This window comes from Agreia sp. Leaf244 (assembly GCF_001422695.1).
In the GTDB taxonomy this organism is placed as follows: Bacteria; Actinomycetota; Actinomycetes; order Actinomycetales; family Microbacteriaceae; genus Agreia.
The window spans coordinates 905,993-922,109 of the sequence record NZ_LMLX01000001.1; the positions used below are offsets into that span (position 1 = coordinate 905,993).

At 68.7% G+C, this 16,117-nt stretch carries 12 protein-coding genes and 1 pseudogene; 9 read left to right on the plus strand and 4 right to left on the minus strand.

The window, feature by feature from the left end:
* Positions 1–124: 124 nt before the first annotated feature.
* The 5 genes from ASF06_RS04155 to ASF06_RS04175 all read left to right on the plus strand — a co-directional run bounded on the left by ASF06_RS04155 (position 125) and on the right by ASF06_RS04175 (position 4,497).
* Complete coding sequence (locus tag ASF06_RS04155; RefSeq protein WP_055943641.1) at positions 125–1,189, plus strand: NAD-dependent epimerase/dehydratase family protein; 1,065 nt, start codon at positions 125–127, stop codon at positions 1,187–1,189.
* Positions 1,186–1,884 carry a glycosyltransferase family 2 protein gene (locus tag ASF06_RS04160; protein ID WP_268750637.1) on the plus strand — a complete coding sequence of 233 codons (699 nt, stop codon included), beginning with the start codon at positions 1,186–1,188 and terminating at the stop codon, positions 1,882–1,884. Before ASF06_RS04155 ends, ASF06_RS04160 begins: the two co-directional genes overlap by 4 nt.
* A 221-nt stretch (positions 1,885–2,105) precedes the next feature.
* Positions 2,106–2,762: a TIGR04282 family arsenosugar biosynthesis glycosyltransferase gene (locus ASF06_RS04165; RefSeq protein WP_055943645.1), complete on the plus strand. Its 657-nt coding sequence runs from the start codon at positions 2,106–2,108 to the stop codon at positions 2,760–2,762.
* A gap of 26 nt (positions 2,763–2,788) precedes the next feature.
* Positions 2,789–4,048 carry a molybdopterin-dependent oxidoreductase gene (locus tag ASF06_RS04170; protein ID WP_055943647.1) on the plus strand — a complete coding sequence of 420 codons (1,260 nt, stop codon included), beginning with the start codon at positions 2,789–2,791 and terminating at the stop codon, positions 4,046–4,048.
* Positions 4,045–4,497: a hypothetical protein gene (locus ASF06_RS04175; RefSeq protein WP_055943649.1), complete on the plus strand. Its 453-nt coding sequence runs from the start codon at positions 4,045–4,047 to the stop codon at positions 4,495–4,497. Before ASF06_RS04170 ends, ASF06_RS04175 begins: the two co-directional genes overlap by 4 nt.
* Before the next feature lie 701 nt (positions 4,498–5,198).
* On the opposite strand, the gene ASF06_RS04180 is transcribed toward ASF06_RS04175, so the two are convergent.
* On the minus strand, positions 5,199–7,163 hold the full coding sequence (locus ASF06_RS04180) for an amidase (RefSeq protein WP_055943653.1): 1,965 nt from the start codon (positions 7,161–7,163) through the stop codon (positions 5,199–5,201).
* Positions 7,164–8,478: 1,315 nt separating this feature from the next.
* Here ASF06_RS04180 and ASF06_RS04195 point away from each other — a divergent pair.
* Together ASF06_RS04195 and ASF06_RS04200 are read left to right on the plus strand one after the other, a co-directional pair.
* Entirely contained in the window at positions 8,479–9,855 is a 1,377-nt protein-coding gene (locus tag ASF06_RS04195) for a glycosyltransferase family 87 protein (protein WP_055943661.1), read from the plus strand.
* Entirely contained in the window at positions 9,852–11,540 is a 1,689-nt protein-coding gene (locus tag ASF06_RS04200; RefSeq protein WP_055943664.1) for a glycosyltransferase family 39 protein, read from the plus strand. Before ASF06_RS04195 ends, ASF06_RS04200 begins: the two co-directional genes overlap by 4 nt.
* Before the next feature lie 133 nt (positions 11,541–11,673).
* Here the strand turns inward: ASF06_RS04200 and ASF06_RS04205 are convergent, their stop codons facing one another.
* From ASF06_RS04205 to ASF06_RS04210, 3 genes and pseudogenes are all read right to left on the minus strand, one after another.
* Entirely contained in the window at positions 11,674–12,432 is a 759-nt protein-coding gene (locus ASF06_RS04205; RefSeq protein WP_235500885.1) for a hypothetical protein, read from the minus strand.
* Between the two features lie 66 nt (positions 12,433–12,498).
* Positions 12,499–12,657, minus strand: a pseudogene (locus tag ASF06_RS20165) (hypothetical protein); the annotation flags it as partial.
* A 248-nt stretch (positions 12,658–12,905) separates the two neighbouring features.
* Positions 12,906–13,967 (minus strand): LacI family DNA-binding transcriptional regulator, encoded by a 1,062-nt coding sequence (locus ASF06_RS04210; protein ID WP_055943668.1) that lies wholly within the window; start codon positions 13,965–13,967, stop codon positions 12,906–12,908.
* A 67-nt stretch (positions 13,968–14,034) separates the two neighbouring features.
* On the opposite strand from ASF06_RS04210, the gene ASF06_RS04215 reads away from it, so the two are divergent.
* Entirely contained in the window at positions 14,035–15,273 is a 1,239-nt protein-coding gene (locus ASF06_RS04215; RefSeq protein WP_055932352.1) for an MFS transporter, read from the plus strand.
* A 25-nt stretch (positions 15,274–15,298) separates the two neighbouring features.
* Positions 15,299–16,102, plus strand: coding sequence for an IclR family transcriptional regulator domain-containing protein (locus ASF06_RS04220; protein WP_055932355.1), 804 nt, complete (start codon positions 15,299–15,301; stop codon positions 16,100–16,102).
* Positions 16,103–16,117: the final 15 nt, after the last annotated feature.

Genomic DNA, 16,117 nt, shown 5'->3' on the forward strand with positions numbered 1-16,117 from the left:
GGGTTCGAGGCCGGGCGAGCCGCCATGTGTGCCATCTCAGGGACCGGTAGCACGGGAATGAACACCGCGGTAGCGCCCATGACCGGCGGTTAGGCTGATCATCCACATCTTGGAGGGTCTTCACATGCCGCATCTGCTCGTCACCGGCGGCGCCGGCTTCATCGGCAGCGAGATCGTGCGCCAGGCTCTGGATGCCGGATGGTCGGTGCGCGTGCTCGATTCGCTGCGGGCCGACGTGCACGAGACGGCCCCCACGCTCGACGAGCGCGCGGAGTTTGTACTCGGCGACGTGCGCGACGAGGAGACCGTGGCGCGTGCGCTCGACGGCATCGACGCCGTCTGCCATCAGGCAGGCAAGGTCGGCCTCGGAGTGGACTTCTACGACGCCCCCGACTACGTCTCGTCGAACGAGGTGGGCACCGCTGTGCTGCTCGCCGGCATGACCCGCGCAGGCATCGATCGCTTCGTCGTGGCCTCGTCGATGGTGGTCTACGGCGAGGGCGACTACCGCAACGCGGCCGGCGAGGCCGTGCGTCCTCCCGCCCGCGCGGTCGCCGACCTCGAGGCAGGACGCTTCGAGCCGCTCGATCCGGCCACAGGTGAGCCGCTTCGCCCCGGCCTCATCACCGAAGACGCTCCGCTCGACCCCCGCAATGTCTACGCCTCGTCGAAGCTCGGCCAGGAGTACCTCGCCACCTCGTGGGCGCGGTCCGCCGGCGGACAGGCCATCGGCCTGCGCTACCACAACGTCTACGGACCGGGCATGCCGCAGAACACCCCCTACGCCGGAGTCGCCTCCCTGTTCCGCTCGGCACTCGCTCGCGGCGAGGCTCCCCGCGTATTCGAAGACGGCGCCCAGCGTCGGGACTTCGTGCACGTGAGCGACGTGGCGGCGGCGAACCTCGCGGCCCTCGACGCGACGGCTGCCCCAGAGTGGACGTCGACCTTCCGCGCCTTCAATGTGGGCAGCGGCGTCGTGCACACCATCGGCGACATGGCCGCTGCAATCGCCCGCGCCTCGAACGGCGCGGAGCCCGTCGTCACGGGCGAGTTCCGCCTGGGCGACGTGCGCCACATCACGGCGTCGAGCGAGAGGATCGCCCGCGAGCTCGGCTGGCGAGCCGCCGTCGACTTCGACGCCGGAATGGCCGAGTTCGCCTCGGCCCCGCTGCGCTCGGCCGCCTCGTGACAGAGCCTGGCGCGGCCGACGTGCCGCAGGCATCCATCGCCCTGGTCGACGTCGTTCTGCCGTGCCTCAATGAGGCGGCGGCTCTGCCGTGGGTGCTGTCGCGACTGCCCGAGGGCTATCGCGCGATCGTGGTCGACAACGGCTCGACGGATGCCTCGGCCGAGATCGCGCGCGCGGCCGGCGCCACGGTGGTCGCCGAGTCCCGGCGTGGCTTCGGCGCGGCGGCGCACGCCGGCCTGCTCGCCGCGACGGCGCCGATCGTGGCGTTCTGCGATGCCGATGCCTCGATGGACCCGTCGATACTGCCCGTACTCGTCAAGCGCATCACCGATGGCCGGACCGAGCTGATCCTCGGTCGACGAGTGCCGACCACCCGGGGAGCGTGGCCGCTGCACGCGCGCTTCGCGAACCGCGCCCTCTCCTTCCTGATCAAGCGTCGAGCGCGCATAGCTATCAAGGATCTTGGTCCCATGCGCGCCGCGAACCGCGAGGGCCTGCTCTCGCTCGACCTGCAGGATCGCCGAAGCGGCTATCCCCTCGAGATGCTGCTGAAGGCATCCGCCGCGGGCTGGCGCATCGAAGAACTCGACACGCCCTACAGCCCGCGGGTCGGACGATCGAAGGTCACCGGCACGATCCGCGGCACGTACATCGCGGTCAAGGACATGTCGAAGCTCCTGCGCGAGGTGCGCTAGCCGTTCGGCTGCGTCGACTTGCCGCAGAATGCTGCAGAACGAGGCCGGGAAGAGCGTTTTGCGGCAAGTGGCGTACCGCACGCGGCACCGCATAGCGCAGATCGCGGCCAATAGGAATCCGATCCGGCCTTCGCGACGAAGTACATACAGTGACCAATAAGGCTCACTCGATAATGTGCCTCGCTATAGAGACCAACCAGGAGACCAAGCCAGGAGGCCTCATGCTCACCATTGCTGTCATCGCCAAGGAATGCATCCCCGGACGAGTGAAGACTCGGCTGCACCCGCCGTTCTCCCTCGAGGAGGCCGCGGAGATCGCGGCGGCGAGCCTCGGTGACACGCTCGACGTGGTGCGCAGTGTGCCCGCCGACCGGCGCATTCTGTTCTTCGACGGCAGCAACCCGCCCGCCGAGGCCGACGGTTTCGAGATCCTGCAGCAGAACCAGGGAACGCTCGATGCGCGCCTCGGCTACCTCTTCGACTCAGTCGACGGGCCCCTGCTCATGATCGGCATGGACACTCCGCAGGTGACCCAGGCCCTGCTCAGCCCCGTCGTCGAGCGCTGGCACGACGACATCGACGCGTGGTTCGGTTTCGCCAGCGACGGCGGATTCTGGGCCCTCGGCATGCGCGAGCCGAACGGCGACCTCATTCGAGGCGTGGCCATGTCGGAGGCCGAGACCGGCCGCGACCAGCTGGAGCGCCTGCTCGAGGCCGACCTCCGCGTGAAGCTGCTCGCCGAGATCAACGACGTCGACTCCATCGACGACGCCCGCGAGGTGGCGGCGATCGCCCCCGACGGCCGTTTCGCCGAGGTGTTCGACCGCGTCAGTCTCCGCGCCGGCGTGCGCGAACCGCTGCTCGATCGACGGGTCTGAGATGTCGACGGGTCTAGGGTGACACCGTGAGACGCCTCCTTGCAGCGACGCAGCAGGCTCTCGCCGCGCCCCCACGCAACCCGCGCATGGCCGTCGTCATCGGCCGTCTCCTCGCGATCGCATTCCTGCTCTGCTTCGGCACCGGCTTCTACAGCCACTTTCTGCAGGAGCCCGAGCCCTGGATGCGGTTCTCCACGGTGCCCGCGCAGCTGTATCAGGTGACCCAGGGCATCCACATCACCGCCGGAATCGCCTGCTTCCCCCTGATCCTCGGCAAGCTCTACACGATCTATCCGCAGCTGTTCCAGACGCCTCCCGTGAAGGGCCCGCTGCACCTGCTCGAGCGCGCATCGATCGCGCTGTTCGTCGGCGCCTCCCTCGTGCAGATCACCATCGGCCTGCTCAACACCTACCAGTGGTACCCCTGGAACTTCGGGTTCCGGCAGGTGCACTGGGCGCTTTCGTTCGTGGTCATCGGCTCCCTCGCCATTCACATCGCGGTGAAGCTGCCCATGATCGCCCGGTTCTGGACGCGCAACTCCGAGGGCACTCGTGAGCTGCGCGGCGAGCCGGTCGGTGGCACCGGCGAGACGCCGACCGAAAAGATTCCGGATGCCGCGGGCACGCCGGTCGGCGGCGTCACCGGCCGCGTCTTCCGTTGGATCGACGGCTCGCCCGCCGCCGAGCCCGCGGTCAGCCGACGCGGCTTCGTGACCGCCGTCGGAGTCTCGACCGCGACGGTCGTGGCGCTCACGGCCGGCCAGTCGTTCGCGGCGCTCAGCCCGTTCAACATCTTCGCGCCGCGTGTCAAGGGAACGGGCCCCGCCGGCCTGCCGGTGAACCGCACGGCCAAGGCGGCACAGGTGCTCGACACTGCCGTCGCGCCGGACTGGAGCCTGACCATCGCCAACGGATCGCGCACGATCTCGATGTCGCGGGCCGAGCTGCTGGCCCTGCCGCAGACCACCGTCGACCTGCCGATCTCCTGCGTCGAGGGCTGGAGCCAGATGGCCACCTGGAAGGGCGTGCGCCTGCGCGACCTGCTCGACCGGGTCGGGGCCGACACCTCGAATGGGCTCAAGCTCACCAGCCTCGAGAAGAAGGGCGGCTACCGGGTCACCCAGATGGGCCCGGAGTACGCCTTCGATGCGTCGACCCTGGTGGCGCTCGAGGTCAACGGCGAGACGCTCGACATCGACCACGGCTACCCCGCCCGCATGATCGCGCCGGGCCGACCCGGCGTGCTGCAGACCAAGTGGCTCAGCAGCCTGGAGGTCGAGGCATGAAGCCCACACGCATGACCATCGTTCGCATCGCCCTGATCGCGATCGGCCTGGCCGGCCTCTTCGGCGGCGCCGTCATTCTGGTGCAGAAGGAGCGCCCCGATCAGATACTGGGCGTCATCATCTGGATCGGCGCCGCGATCATCGTGCACGACGGCATCCTGTCGCCGCTGCTGCTGCTCGTCGACGTCTGGATGCGCCGCGCGGGTCGCCGCATCCCCTACGCCGTTCTCGCCATCATCCAGGGCGGCGTGGTCGTGGGGGCGATCATGAGCATGCTGGTGCTGCCCGAGATCTACAAGAAGTCGATCGGCTCGAAGAACCCCACGATCCTTCCGCTGGACTACGGGCTGAACCTCGCCCTCTTCTGGGCCGCGGTCGCCGTGCTCACCGCGGCGGCCTGCGCCCTCTACCTGCGCCGCGCCCGCGCCCGCCCCGCGCCGGTCGAATAGTCCCCCGCGCCGGTCGAGTAGCGAGGAACGAGCACCGCGTATCGAGCGGTGAAGCCGCGTCGCGTCTCAATGGTGGGAGAAACGCTGTTCTGCGCCGGTCGAAGGGGTCGGTTGCGGCCGCATCGAGGCCATCGTTGACCGATTTCGGTACGCCCGACTCGTTCCCCGCGCGGCTACTCAATCAGCGCCGGGCCGAGGTCACGTTCGCACGCGCCTCGCGCTCGCCTTCGCGCTCGAGGTCTGGGCCAAGCACGACACGGCCCAGAGAGGCACAGCCTCGCTGAGGTGCGGAAAGTGGCCGCGTCGACCGTCGGCGAGGCGGCCACTTTCCGCACCTCAGTGCGTCACGCGACCAGCGCAGTGGGTGGATCACGTTAGGTGACCCTCTCGGGCGGAGATTCCTGCCTACCGGGACGCAGAGGCAGCCGGTAGCTCCGCATTTCCGCTCAACGTGGCGAACGGGAGGAGAGACGCCACACCAACCCAGTATTCGGGCCGGATGCGCTCATCTCCTCCCATTGCGCTGTCGAGTAGGCCACGAAGCTGCCGCATCGACGCCACCGTCGGGGTGATTTCAGTAACGCCGGCTCCTTCGTCGCGCGGCTACTCAATCAGCGCATGGCTGGGTGACGTTTCTTACGAGACCACCGGACGCGGCCTCGATACGGCCGCAAGCGGCCTACTCGACCAGCGCAGAGGGATCAGTGCTCGGGCAGCGGAACGAAGGCGAGTGACGCTGCCGAGCGTCCTGTCTGAGTGAGGATCATCAGCTCGTCGGTCAGGCGCGGCCGCGACAGCGACACGGCACCTCGATAGACGCCCGGCTGGTCCGGCACGGGGCGCAGAATGTGGCCGTCGGCCCACACTCGCGCGCTGCCCTCGGCGTCGCCCACGCGAACCTCCACCTGCCATGACCTGCCCCGCGCCTCGACCGACACATCCGGGATGGCGTCGGCCACGGCATCCGACCCTGCGCCCGAACCGGCGTCGATCTGGTTGCTCGGCAGGGTCGGCGTCAGGAACGCGGCCTGCCGCCTGCGCGTCGCCTGCTCGTACGCCGACGCGTAGTCGAGCAGCGCGTCGTCGCTGTAGGCGGCGCCGGCGAAAGTGAGGCCGACAGGCATCTGGATGTCTGACATGAATCCCATGGGAACGGTCACCGTGGGAATACCGAGGTGCCGGATGACCCGGTTGCCGTTGGAGTAGACGACGCCGTTGCGCGACGCCGCCTGGAGGCTCTCGGGCCGGCTGAACAGGTCGTCCCTGCCCACGTCGCCGGCGGCGGGGAAGACGACGGCATCGAGTCGCTGCTGCGTCATCCAGTCCTCGAAGTCCTGCTTGCGAGCCCTCTCGAGCCCCCGCAGCAGGTGATCGAGGCCGGGCACCTCGTCGTAGCTCGCGGGCAGGCCCTGCTTCACGAGCTCGGCGAGGCGCTGCCAGTCGAAGCCTCCGCGTGCGCGGGTGATCCACACCGGCACCGGGGCGTCGCGGGTGGGGAACACGGTGTCGCCGTCGACGTCGGCCCAGCTGTTCAACGTCGGGTCGGCGTTCTCCCGCAGGAACGCGTCGAGTGCCATCGCCGTGATCGGGCCGCCTTCGAGGGCGCGCCAGTTCGCCGGCACGAGTCCTCGATCGGCGAGCCCCTGCGCTCCCGGGCGGTCCTCCTCGTAGTTCGACACCACGGGAAAGTCCACAGCCACGACCTCGGCGCCGAGCGCCTCCAGGTCGGCGGCCGCGCGATCCCACAGCGCTCGCACGCTGGGTCGCACCACGGGCGGGTCGAGGGGCACGGGGTCCTCTCCGATGTACAGCCGGGGCACCCCGATGCGCAGGCCGTCGAGGCGCTCTCGCCGAGGACGCGACACCGGATGCGGCAGCACCGACTCCGGCGCGGGGAGGGCCACCGCGCTCTGCTGCCGCCAGAAGTCGCCCGTGGTGTCGGGGTCGTCGACGGCCAGTACATCGAGCAGCAGCAGCAGGTCGGCGACGCTGCGCGTGTGCGGCACCACGACGTCGCAGCTCGGGCGCAGCGGCCAGTTCCCTCGAATCGACAGCACCCCGCGCGACGGTGTGTACGCGACCAGGCTGTTGTTCGACGCCGGGGCTCGCCCCGACGACACCGTCTCCTCTGCCATGCCGAAGGCGCACATGCTCGCCGCCGTCGCGGTGCCGGATCCGGCCGACGAGCCCGAGCCGTAGGCGGCCGTGAGGAACTGCGGGTGGTACGGACTGCGCGCGTAGTCGTAGACGCCGGGTTGGATTCCGCCCGCCGCCATGGGCGGCATGTTCGTCTTGCCGAGCAGCACGGCTCCGGCCGCGCGCAGCTGGGCCACGGATGCCGCGTCGTCGTTCGCGACCAGCTCGGCGAGAGCGGGGCTGCCGGATGCGACGGTGAGGCCCTTCACCTTGTAGCTGTCCTTGACCGTGAACGGGATGCCTTCGAGCGGGCCGGCCTGGCCCCCGCTCCGACGGCGATCCGACTCGGCGGCCTGATCGAGGCAGCTCGGATCGAGCACCGCGATGGCGTGCAGGCAGAGCCCCGTGCGGTCGTAGTAGGCGATGCGGTTGAGGTAGGCGCAGACGAGCTCGACGCTCGTGACCGCACCCTTCTCGAGCAGCTCGCGCATCTCGACGATGCTCAGTTCCACAACATCGATTCGTTCCATCGTGTTCGCCCTCCGTCGCGTCCATCCTCTCAGCAGCACGGCACCAATTTGAGAGCAGACCAAACCACCTTCGTGAGGGTGCCGAATCATAGGCACCTGCCAAACACGACAGCAAAGAAGAGGAAATCATCATGAACAAGTTCACGAAAGCCACTCTCGGCCTCGCAACGGCCGGCATCCTGGCCGTCTCCATGGCCGCCTGCTCCACGACGTCTGAGACCACGGAGTCGACGTCGTCGTCGCCGTCGTCCTCTGCCGAGTCCACCCCGACGCCGGTCGCGTCGATCCCCGAGCTCACCGGTGTCGACACCGCCGTGCTCCTCGACGCCGACCCTCGATCTCGTGGCGATCGAGCAGCTCGNGGCGATGCCCCAGCGCCATAGCCACTCTCGGCCTCGCAACGGCCGGCATCCTGGCCGTCTCCATGGCCGCCTGCTCCACGACGTCTGAGACCACGGAGTCGACGTCGTCGTCGCCGTCGTCCTCTGCCGAGTCCACCCCGACGCCGGTCGCGTCGATCCCCGAGCTCACCGGTGTCGACACCGCCGTGCTCCTCGACGCCGACTTCGCCGCCGCCCTCACCAGCCTCGGCCTGACCCCCGGCACCGTCGGAACCGCGACCCTCGTCGACGGCTCGCTCATCTTCCCCATCACCGGTGGAAACGTCGACTACTACGACCCCAACGAGTCCTACCGCCCCTACGTGCAGGGAACCATCGAGCACGAAGGCTCCGGCTTCTCCCTCACCGCCGGCGACACCGTCGTCGACCTGACCAACTTCACCATCGACCCCGGMACSTCGAAGCTCTACGGTGACGTCAGTGTCAACGGAACCGTCGCCGTCGAGCAGGCCCTGCTCTTCGACCTGCACGGTGGAACCCTGAAGCCGCTGCAGACCGGCCCGAACGACACCGCCATCCTCGAGGGCACCACGGTGCAYATCTCCGCCGACGCCGCTGGCCTGCTGAACGACACGTTCAAGACCGACGCCGTCAAGGCCGGCCTCCTCGTCGGAATCGCCAAGATCACCGTCAACACCAAGTAGTACTACTCCCNCTGGCCTGCTGAACGACACGTTCAAGACCGACGCCGTCAAGGCCGGCCTCCTCGTCGGAATCGCCAAGATCACCGTCAACACCAAGTAGTACTACTCCCTAGTAGGCCCCCGTTCGTCGAGCCTGTCGAGACGCTTTCCCTTCGACAGGCTCAGGGAACGGACAGTACGAACGCCGAATGGCCCGCCACCGAAGTGGCGGGCCATTCCGCGTTCCACCACCCCCGCACCTTCCCAGCTCGATGATGCAAGGATCGATCAGTGAGAACAGTTCTGGCACTCGTCGCCTCGGCGGCCGTCGCCGTCGCCATAGGCTTCGAGACGACGCAGCTGAACCTGTTCTCCCGCACCGATCGACCAGCGATGCTGGCGGTTCTCGCCGCGGCCTGGCTGCTCTTCGCCCTGGCATTCCTCGCCCTGAGAAAGGTGCCCGCCCGACACGTGACGTCGGTCGTCGTCGCCGGCGCCGTGCTCATCGGCGGAGCCGCGATGCTCGCTCCGCCCAACACCAGCACCGACTCGGCGCGCTACGCCTGGGACGGCATCGTCGCCACCGCCGGAATCTCGCCCTACGACCACGTCCCGGCATCCGACGCTCTCGAAGACCTGCGGCCCGACTGGCTGTTCCCCGCCGACTGCGACGCGACCCGCCTCAGCGAGACCACCACCGTTCCGAGCGGCGAGCCGCTGTGCACCGCCATCAACCGGCCGCACGTTCCCACGATCTACCCGCCCCTCGCCGAGCTCTACTTCACGGGCGTGCGCGCCCTCGTCGACCCGAGCGTCGAGTACTGGCCGTTCCAGCTCGGCGGGCTCGTCATCTCGCTCGGTGTCACGTGGATGCTGCTGGTCGCGCTGCGTCGTCGCGGCATGGACCCGAGGTGGGCGGCTCTCTGGGCATGGTGCCCCCTGGTCGCGACCGAGGCGGTCACCAACTCCCACGTCGACGCGCTGGGAGTGGCGCTCGCCCTCGCGGCCAGCCTGCTCGTCGCATCCGGTCGCCGTGTCTGGGGCGGAATCGCGCTCGGCGCCGCCATCGCCACCAAGCTCATCCCCGTGATCCTCGCACCGCCACTGCTCAAGAAGCGGCCGCTCACCCTGATCACGGTCTCGGTGGCCACCTTCGCGCTGCTCTACGTTCCCTACGTGGTGATGTCGGGATTCGGCGTGCTCGGCTACCTGCCCGGCTACCTGTCGGAGGAGGGCTACGACGATGGAAGCCGCTTCGCCCTGCTGTCGATCGTGCTCCCCGGATCGGCCTCCATCGTGGTGGCCGCCGCACTCATCGCCGTGGCGACGGGCCTCGCGTGGTGGAAGTCGGACGCCTCGGCGCCGTGGCTCGCCCAGCTTGCGCTCGTCGGCAGCATCCTCATCATCGTGAGCCCGCGCTATCCCTGGTACGCGCTGCTGATGATCCCGTTCATCGTGCTCAGCCAGCGCTGGGAGTGGTTCGCGGTTCCGCTCGCCCTGTCGTGGCGCATGACGATGCCCACGCTCGCCGTGACGCGCATCGGCCTCGCGGTGGCCGCCGTGATCGTGATCGGCGCCTGGCTGTACCGGCGCCGACGGGCGCGAGCCGTCGCATCCGGAGCACCGCAGGCGAGCCCACCGGCGACCCCACCGGCGGTGCCCGCGTGACGCTCGGGGCGCCCGGCGCGCTCGGCACGCTCGTGAAGCGGCGCATCGAGATTCCGATCCTGGCGGTCGTCGGCGCGGTGATCGTGCTCATCGGCATCGACACCCCCTCGATCTGGTACGACGAGGCGGCCACGATCGTGTCGGCCACGCGCACCTGGCCCGAACTCTGGGCGATGCTGCACACCGTCGACGCCGTGCACGGGGTCTACTACGCGTTCATGCACGTGTGGCTCGACATCGTGGGCTATTCGCCATTCACCCTGCGGCTGCCGAGCGCGATCATCTCGGGCGGAACCGTGGCGCTCACGATGCTGCTGGCCTCGCGCTTCGGAACCCGCGGGTTCGCCCTGCTCGCGGGCGTGGTGCTGATCACGATTCCGCGGTTCACCTGGGCCGGCATCGAGGGGCGCTCGTATGCGCTGACCGCGCTGCTTGCCGCGGCCCTGACCTTGCTGCTGATGCGCGCGCTGCGATCGCCATCGGGCGCGATCTCCTCGCGAGCGCCATCGGGAGGGTCGACCGAGTCGAGCGAGTCGGCCGGGTCGAGCAGGTCGGCCGGGTCGAGCAGGTCGACCGGGTCCACCGGGTCGCGCTGGTCGGCCGTCTGGCCGTGGCTCGCCTATGCGGGTGTGGCGCTCTTCTCGGTGGGCGTCTTCGTGTACCTGTCGCTCGTGGTCGTGGCCCACGCGGTGACCGTACTCGTGCTCACGAGCTCGGGCACGCTGAGCAGGCGCCAGCTGTTCGCCTTCGGCCGCACGGTGGTGCCGCTCGGCGTCGTCTGCATTCCCTTCGTGCTCGTCGTGGCATCGCAGTCGGGTCAAGTGGCCTGGATCGATCCCATAAGCCAACGCACCCTCACCGGAATCCTGATCACGCAGTTCGCGCCGATGAACCCGCCCTTCGCCATCTTCACCTGGCTCGTGGTGCTCATCGGAATCGCCACCTTCATCGTCGCCCGCCGCGCCGCGACGACCAGGGCCAGGGCCGCGCGCGACCTCATGGCGTGGGTGCTGCCGTGGCTCGTCGTTCCGACCGTGGTGCTGGTGCTCACCTCGGTACTGGTCACTCCGCTGTACTCGCCGCGCTACCTCACCTTCCTCGTGCCCGCGCTGGCGATCGCCATCGCCGGCGGAACCGTGGGCCTTGGGCGCCTCACCCGCCGCGCCACGCGACTGCCGGGCGCCGCCCGGTGGCCCCGGATGCGCTCGGTTCCGTGGACCGCGTTGGCCGCGATCTCGGGGGTGCTGGTTCTCGCACTGCTGACGCAGCCCTCGTATGTCGCGCAGCGCGGAGCGGAGGCGAAGCAGGACGCCTCGTGGTCGAAGGCGGCGTGGCGCGTGTCGGAGGTCGCGGCGTCGTTGCCGGCCGACGCCTCGCCAGCGGTCGTGTTCGGAAGCATCGCGTACCACCCGGCAGCCACGGCACGGGTGGTCGAGTACGCGTATCCGAGGGCATTCACGTCGCTCGACGACGTGGCTCTCGTCGAGCCGATCGGGGTCGCCGATCGGCTGTGGGAGACGGCCGAGCCCGTCGACGCCGCGATGCTCGAGGGCCACGACACGGTGATTCTCGTGTCGAGCGGCCGCGACCGTGAGGTGAACGAGGCTGCGATCGAGGGGGCTGGCTTCACCGAGGTCGACCGCTGGCACTACACGAACCTCTGGGTGAAGGTCTACGACCGCTGACCCGGCCACCTCCCCGCCGATCGAGTAGCCCCGCGACGCTGGTTCCGGCGTCTCGAGATCACTGATCCGGTATTACAGGACGAACCGAGGAATCGTCGGTGTGTCGTCCCTTCTCCGACGGAGTGTCGTCGATTCATCCTGTTGAACGATTCCGGTTCATCCCTCGTAGCCGGTGAAGTTCCTCCATGTCCGAGACCGCCCGACTGATCGCGGCCAAGGTCGACGGCCACATGTCGAAGATGTGATGGGGAAGAATGCGAAGAGTCGGCCGGCCGAATGCGAACGACTGGAGAGTCTTTCCGTAGTCCCAGCTGATCTGCTCCTCTCCGGTGTGCCACGCGCGGCTGTCGATGTCGAGTCCGACCACCCCGTTGATCAGCAGATCGAGGTCGCTCGAGCCCGGAATGCTGACCTGCGGCTCGACCACGAAGCCGGCCCGTCGCATCCGCACCCGAACGATCGACTCGGGACCGGAATCAGCCGCGGGATCGAGCTCGACTCTCAACCTCTGCAATCGACGCGGCAGCGACCTGAAGAGAGATTCGAGATTGTGAGCGTGCACGACCTTCTTCCGCAGTGCGGAGTCGATGGCGGCGATCGCATGCTCGTCGTCGAGGCAGAGCACCGCCTGACGGAGCGCGCTCATCGGATCGGCCAGCCAGTCGTCCGCCCACGACCGCGCCGTTCGAGTGCTCGCGGCATTCGCGCGCTGCCAATGCACACGCGGTCGGCCCGGCTCCGCCCAGAAGGTCTTGTCGGTTCGACGGGTCTCGGGACTCCGGCCGAGCGCGGCGATCTCGTCGAGGTGGAGACGAGATGCCGATGGGGGAACGTGGATATGAAGCGCGGCATCGAGTCCGCCCCACACGCCGACACGGCGAAGCGCACTCACACAGCCGACACGTCCCCCCGCCATCACGGCCCGACTCTGGTCGATATCGACTTCCGGGAGCGCGTACATTCCTCGGCGGAGCCTCTCGAGAGCCCCCGAGCGGCGCGCCGCATCGATGCCGGCCGGGTCTATGCGTGCATCGAGGAGTGTTCGTCTCGACGCGACGTTGCCGTTGCGACGGACACAATCCTGAATCAGCCGGAGATCCCTCGACGAAGCAGTCATTCGAGGATCGTCGTCTCGGTCGACTGGTGGGTGGACCAGAGATCGTCGTCGTGGGGAGAATCCATCGAGTTCGGGGATTCGGGAGGAGAGGTCGAGGTCGGACGGTTCCGGACGTTCTTCGTATTACAGGACGAACGGCGAAGTCGTCGGTGTGTCGACAGTTCCCCGACGGAGTGTCGTCAGTTCATCCTGTTGAACTAATCCCGGCCCGGAGTCGGAAGTCACAGTCTCACGGTGGGAGTCGGAACTCAGACAGTCGGAACAGACCCCGTCGTCGACCCCACGTGCAGTTCGCACGTGAACGCGATCGGGGTGTCGGGGCGCTCCCCGGCGAGCAGCGCGGTGACCGCCGCCCCGGCCGCGTGGCCCTTCTCACTGGCGGGCTGCACCATCGTCGTGAGGTCGTGCGCGAAGCCGTCGATGCGGATTCCGTCGAAACCAATGACACTCACGTCCACTCCGACCACGAGACCGAGCTCCTCGACCGCCTGGATCACTCCGATCGCGAGCAGGTCGGCCTGGGCGACGATGGCGGTCGGGCGCTCCGACGCGGCGACGGAGAGCAGTTCGAGCGCCGCACGCCGACCGTCTTCGGGCGTGTTGTGCACCGACGACCAGGCCGGCGCATCCGGGTACACCTCGCGCGTGCCGAGCAGCCGCTCGCGGGTCACCGACACCGCGATCGGGGTGTCGTCGGTGACGGGGCCGGCGTCGTGGCCGTCGGCCGTGGCGAGCGTGGCGATGCCCACGCGGGTGTGGCCCAACGACTGCAGGTGCCGCGCGGCGACGACGGAGGCGGCGCGGTTGTCGAGGGTCACCTCCACGAGTTCGGGGCGAGACGGCCCCTCGACCGAGACGACCGGAATGTCGCGGCGACCGAAGACCTCGATCGAGTGGTCGACGCGGGTCGAGCATCCGAGCAGGATCACGGCGTCGACCGCCGCCGTATCGATGGTCGCGGCGCCCTCGCCGGAGTCGGTGAGCAAGAGCAGGCCGGCGCCCTGCGGGCCGAGCGCGGTGGCGACTCCGTCGAGGGTGATGGATGTCACGGGGTCGCGGAACGCATACAGCAGGCTGCCCTCGAGAACGACGCCGATCACGCCGCTTCGCCCCTGACGCAGCGAGCGTGCCCGGGGGTCTGGACCGTCGTAGCCCAGCGAAGCCGCGGCGGCGAGCACGCGCTCGCGCGTCGCATCCGACACCGGGCCCGACCCGCTGAACGCGATCGACGCGGTCGAAACGGAGACTCCGGCGGCCTTGGCCACGTCTGCGAGAGTGGGACGGCGGGTGTGTTGATCGCTCGCGGTCATGTTGGTAGCGTAGTCGAATCGATTCGATTTCGTGCGATACCGCTCTTCAACGCATTCAGGACACCCCATGACCACACCCACGAGCGACGTCGCCGTGCATCCCCCGCGTACCCTCGTCGCCTGGCGTAACGCGGTCTTCATCGTCTTCATCCTGAGCGGCGTGAGCATCGCCACGTGGGTGGCTCGCCTCCCGGCCATCCGCGACGGACTCGAACTGAACACGGCCAACGTCGGCGTGCTCATCTTCGGAATGTCCGCCGGATCGGTCGTCGGGCTCATCGTCTCCCCCGCCATCCTGCGCCGCTTCGGGCCGCGCGCGGGAATCACGTTCTGCATCTCGCTCGTCGCCACGGGCCTCGTACTCATCGGAATCGGCGGAGGCCTCGTTCCCGCCGTCACCGTCGCCTTCATCGGCCTCGTGCTCTTCGGCTTCGGCAACGGCGCCTGCGACGTGATGATGAACGTCGAGGGCGCCGCGGCCGAACGCGCCATCGGCAAGACCCTCATGCCGCTGATGCACGCGATGTTCTCGGGCGGAACCGTGCTCGGCGCCGGCATCGGCGCGCTCGCCTCGGCCCTCGCCATCCCGGTGTTCGCCCACCTGGTCGCCATCGCCGTCATCCTGGTGGCGGTCGTGATCGTCGCGGTCAGGTTCATCCCCCACGATCTGGATGCCGCCGACCAGGCCGAATCCGCAGGCTCGGCCCCGCGCATCCCGCTCGGCCAGCGACTCAAGGCGAGCCTCAAGATCTGGGCCGACGCCCGCCTGCTTCTCATCGGCGCGGTCATGCTCGGCATGGCGTTCGCCGAGGGCAGCGCCAACGACTGGATCGCGATCGCGACCGTCGACGGCCACGAGCAGTCGAACACCACGGGCGCCATCGTCTTCGGCATCTTCGTGGCCGCCATGACCGTTGGCCGCGTCGCCGGAGGGCCGCTGCTCGATCGATTCGGACGCGTTCCGACGCTGCGCGTCACGGCCATCGTCGGCATCGCCGGACTGCTGCTCTTCATCCTCTCGACTGACCTGTGGGTCACCATCATCGGCGCGATCCTCTGGGGGCTCGGCGCCGCCCTCGGCTTCCCTGTCGGCATGAGCGCCGCGGCAGACGACGAGAAGAACTCGGCCGCGCGAGTGAGCGCCGTGGCCATCATGGGCTACACCGCGTTCCTTGCGGGCCCGCCGCTGCTCGGATTCCTCGGCGAGCACTTCGGCATCCTGAATGCCCTCTACGTGATCCTCGCGCTGCTCGTGGTGTCGTTCTTCGCATCGCCGGCCACCCGCGAGCGCACGTACGAGAAATAGGCCCGTCGCGAAGTAGTCTCTCCCCATGGCAGGCCGCAGCGAATCCGCGAACTTCGTCGAGGCGCTCGCACGGGGTTTCGACATCATCGGCGCGTTCAGCGACAACCACACGGGAATGTCGCTGGCCGAGATCGCCGCGGCCACGAACCTCGCGCGACCCACGGCGCACCGGCTGCTCGCCACCCTGATCGAGCTCGGCTACGTGCGGCAAGACGGCTCGGTCTTCGAACTCACCCCCCGGGTACTCGACCTCGGCTACGCTTTCGTCAGTTCGCAGGGGCTGTGGCAGGTGGCGAAACCCCATCTCGAGGCCCTCGTTCACCTCACTGGCGAGTCGTCGTCGATGGCCCAGCTGAGCGGCAGCGACATCGTCTACACGGCCAGGGTCGCTGTGCCGAAGATCATCGCGCTGCGCGTCGAGATCGGCACCCGGTTTCCCGCCGTGGTCACCTCCCAGGGCAAGGTCCTGCTGGCTTGGCTGGCACCGGATGCGCTGGAGCTCGCCCTCGATGCGCCCAGCCTGTCGCGGGTGGTGATCGCCCATCGAGACCGCGCCGACCTCGATCGCGAACTCGCCCTCGTGCGTGAGCGTGGGTGGGCACTCGCCGACGAGGAACTCGCCCCTGGGGTGCGGTCCATCGCCGCCCCCGTGCGTGACAAATCGGGCACCGTTCAGGCAGCCGTCAACGTCACCGTGCACGCCGCCGAGACGGCGACCTCCGACCTCGTCGAGCGTCATCTCAGCCACCTTCTGGAGACGGCGGCGCACATCTCCGCCGACTGGGCTCGGCTCGAGGCCCGCCCGTTCAGCGAGATTCTCGAGCCGTGATCGGCCATCCGCACG

What these genes read in the sequence shown, in the direction of transcription:
- ASF06_RS04155 (WP_055943641.1), top strand. Translation starts at nt 125, where the DNA reads ATGCCGCATCTGCTCGTCACCGGCGGCGCCGGCTTCATCGGCAGCGAG.
- ASF06_RS04165 (WP_055943645.1), top strand. Translation starts at nt 2,106, where the DNA reads ATGCTCACCATTGCTGTCATCGCCAAGGAATGCATCCCCGGACGAGTG.
- ASF06_RS04175 (WP_055943649.1), top strand. Translation starts at nt 4,045, where the DNA reads ATGAAGCCCACACGCATGACCATCGTTCGCATCGCCCTGATCGCGATC.
- ASF06_RS04180 (WP_055943653.1), bottom strand. Translation starts at nt 7,163, where the DNA reads ATGGAACGAATCGATGTTGTGGAACTGAGCATCGTCGAGATGCGCGAG.
- ASF06_RS04210 (WP_055943668.1), bottom strand. Translation starts at nt 13,967, where the DNA reads ATGACCGCGAGCGATCAACACACCCGCCGTCCCACTCTCGCAGACGTG.
- ASF06_RS04215 (WP_055932352.1), top strand. Translation starts at nt 14,035, where the DNA reads ATGACCACACCCACGAGCGACGTCGCCGTGCATCCCCCGCGTACCCTC.
- ASF06_RS04220 (WP_055932355.1), top strand. Translation starts at nt 15,299, where the DNA reads ATGGCAGGCCGCAGCGAATCCGCGAACTTCGTCGAGGCGCTCGCACGG.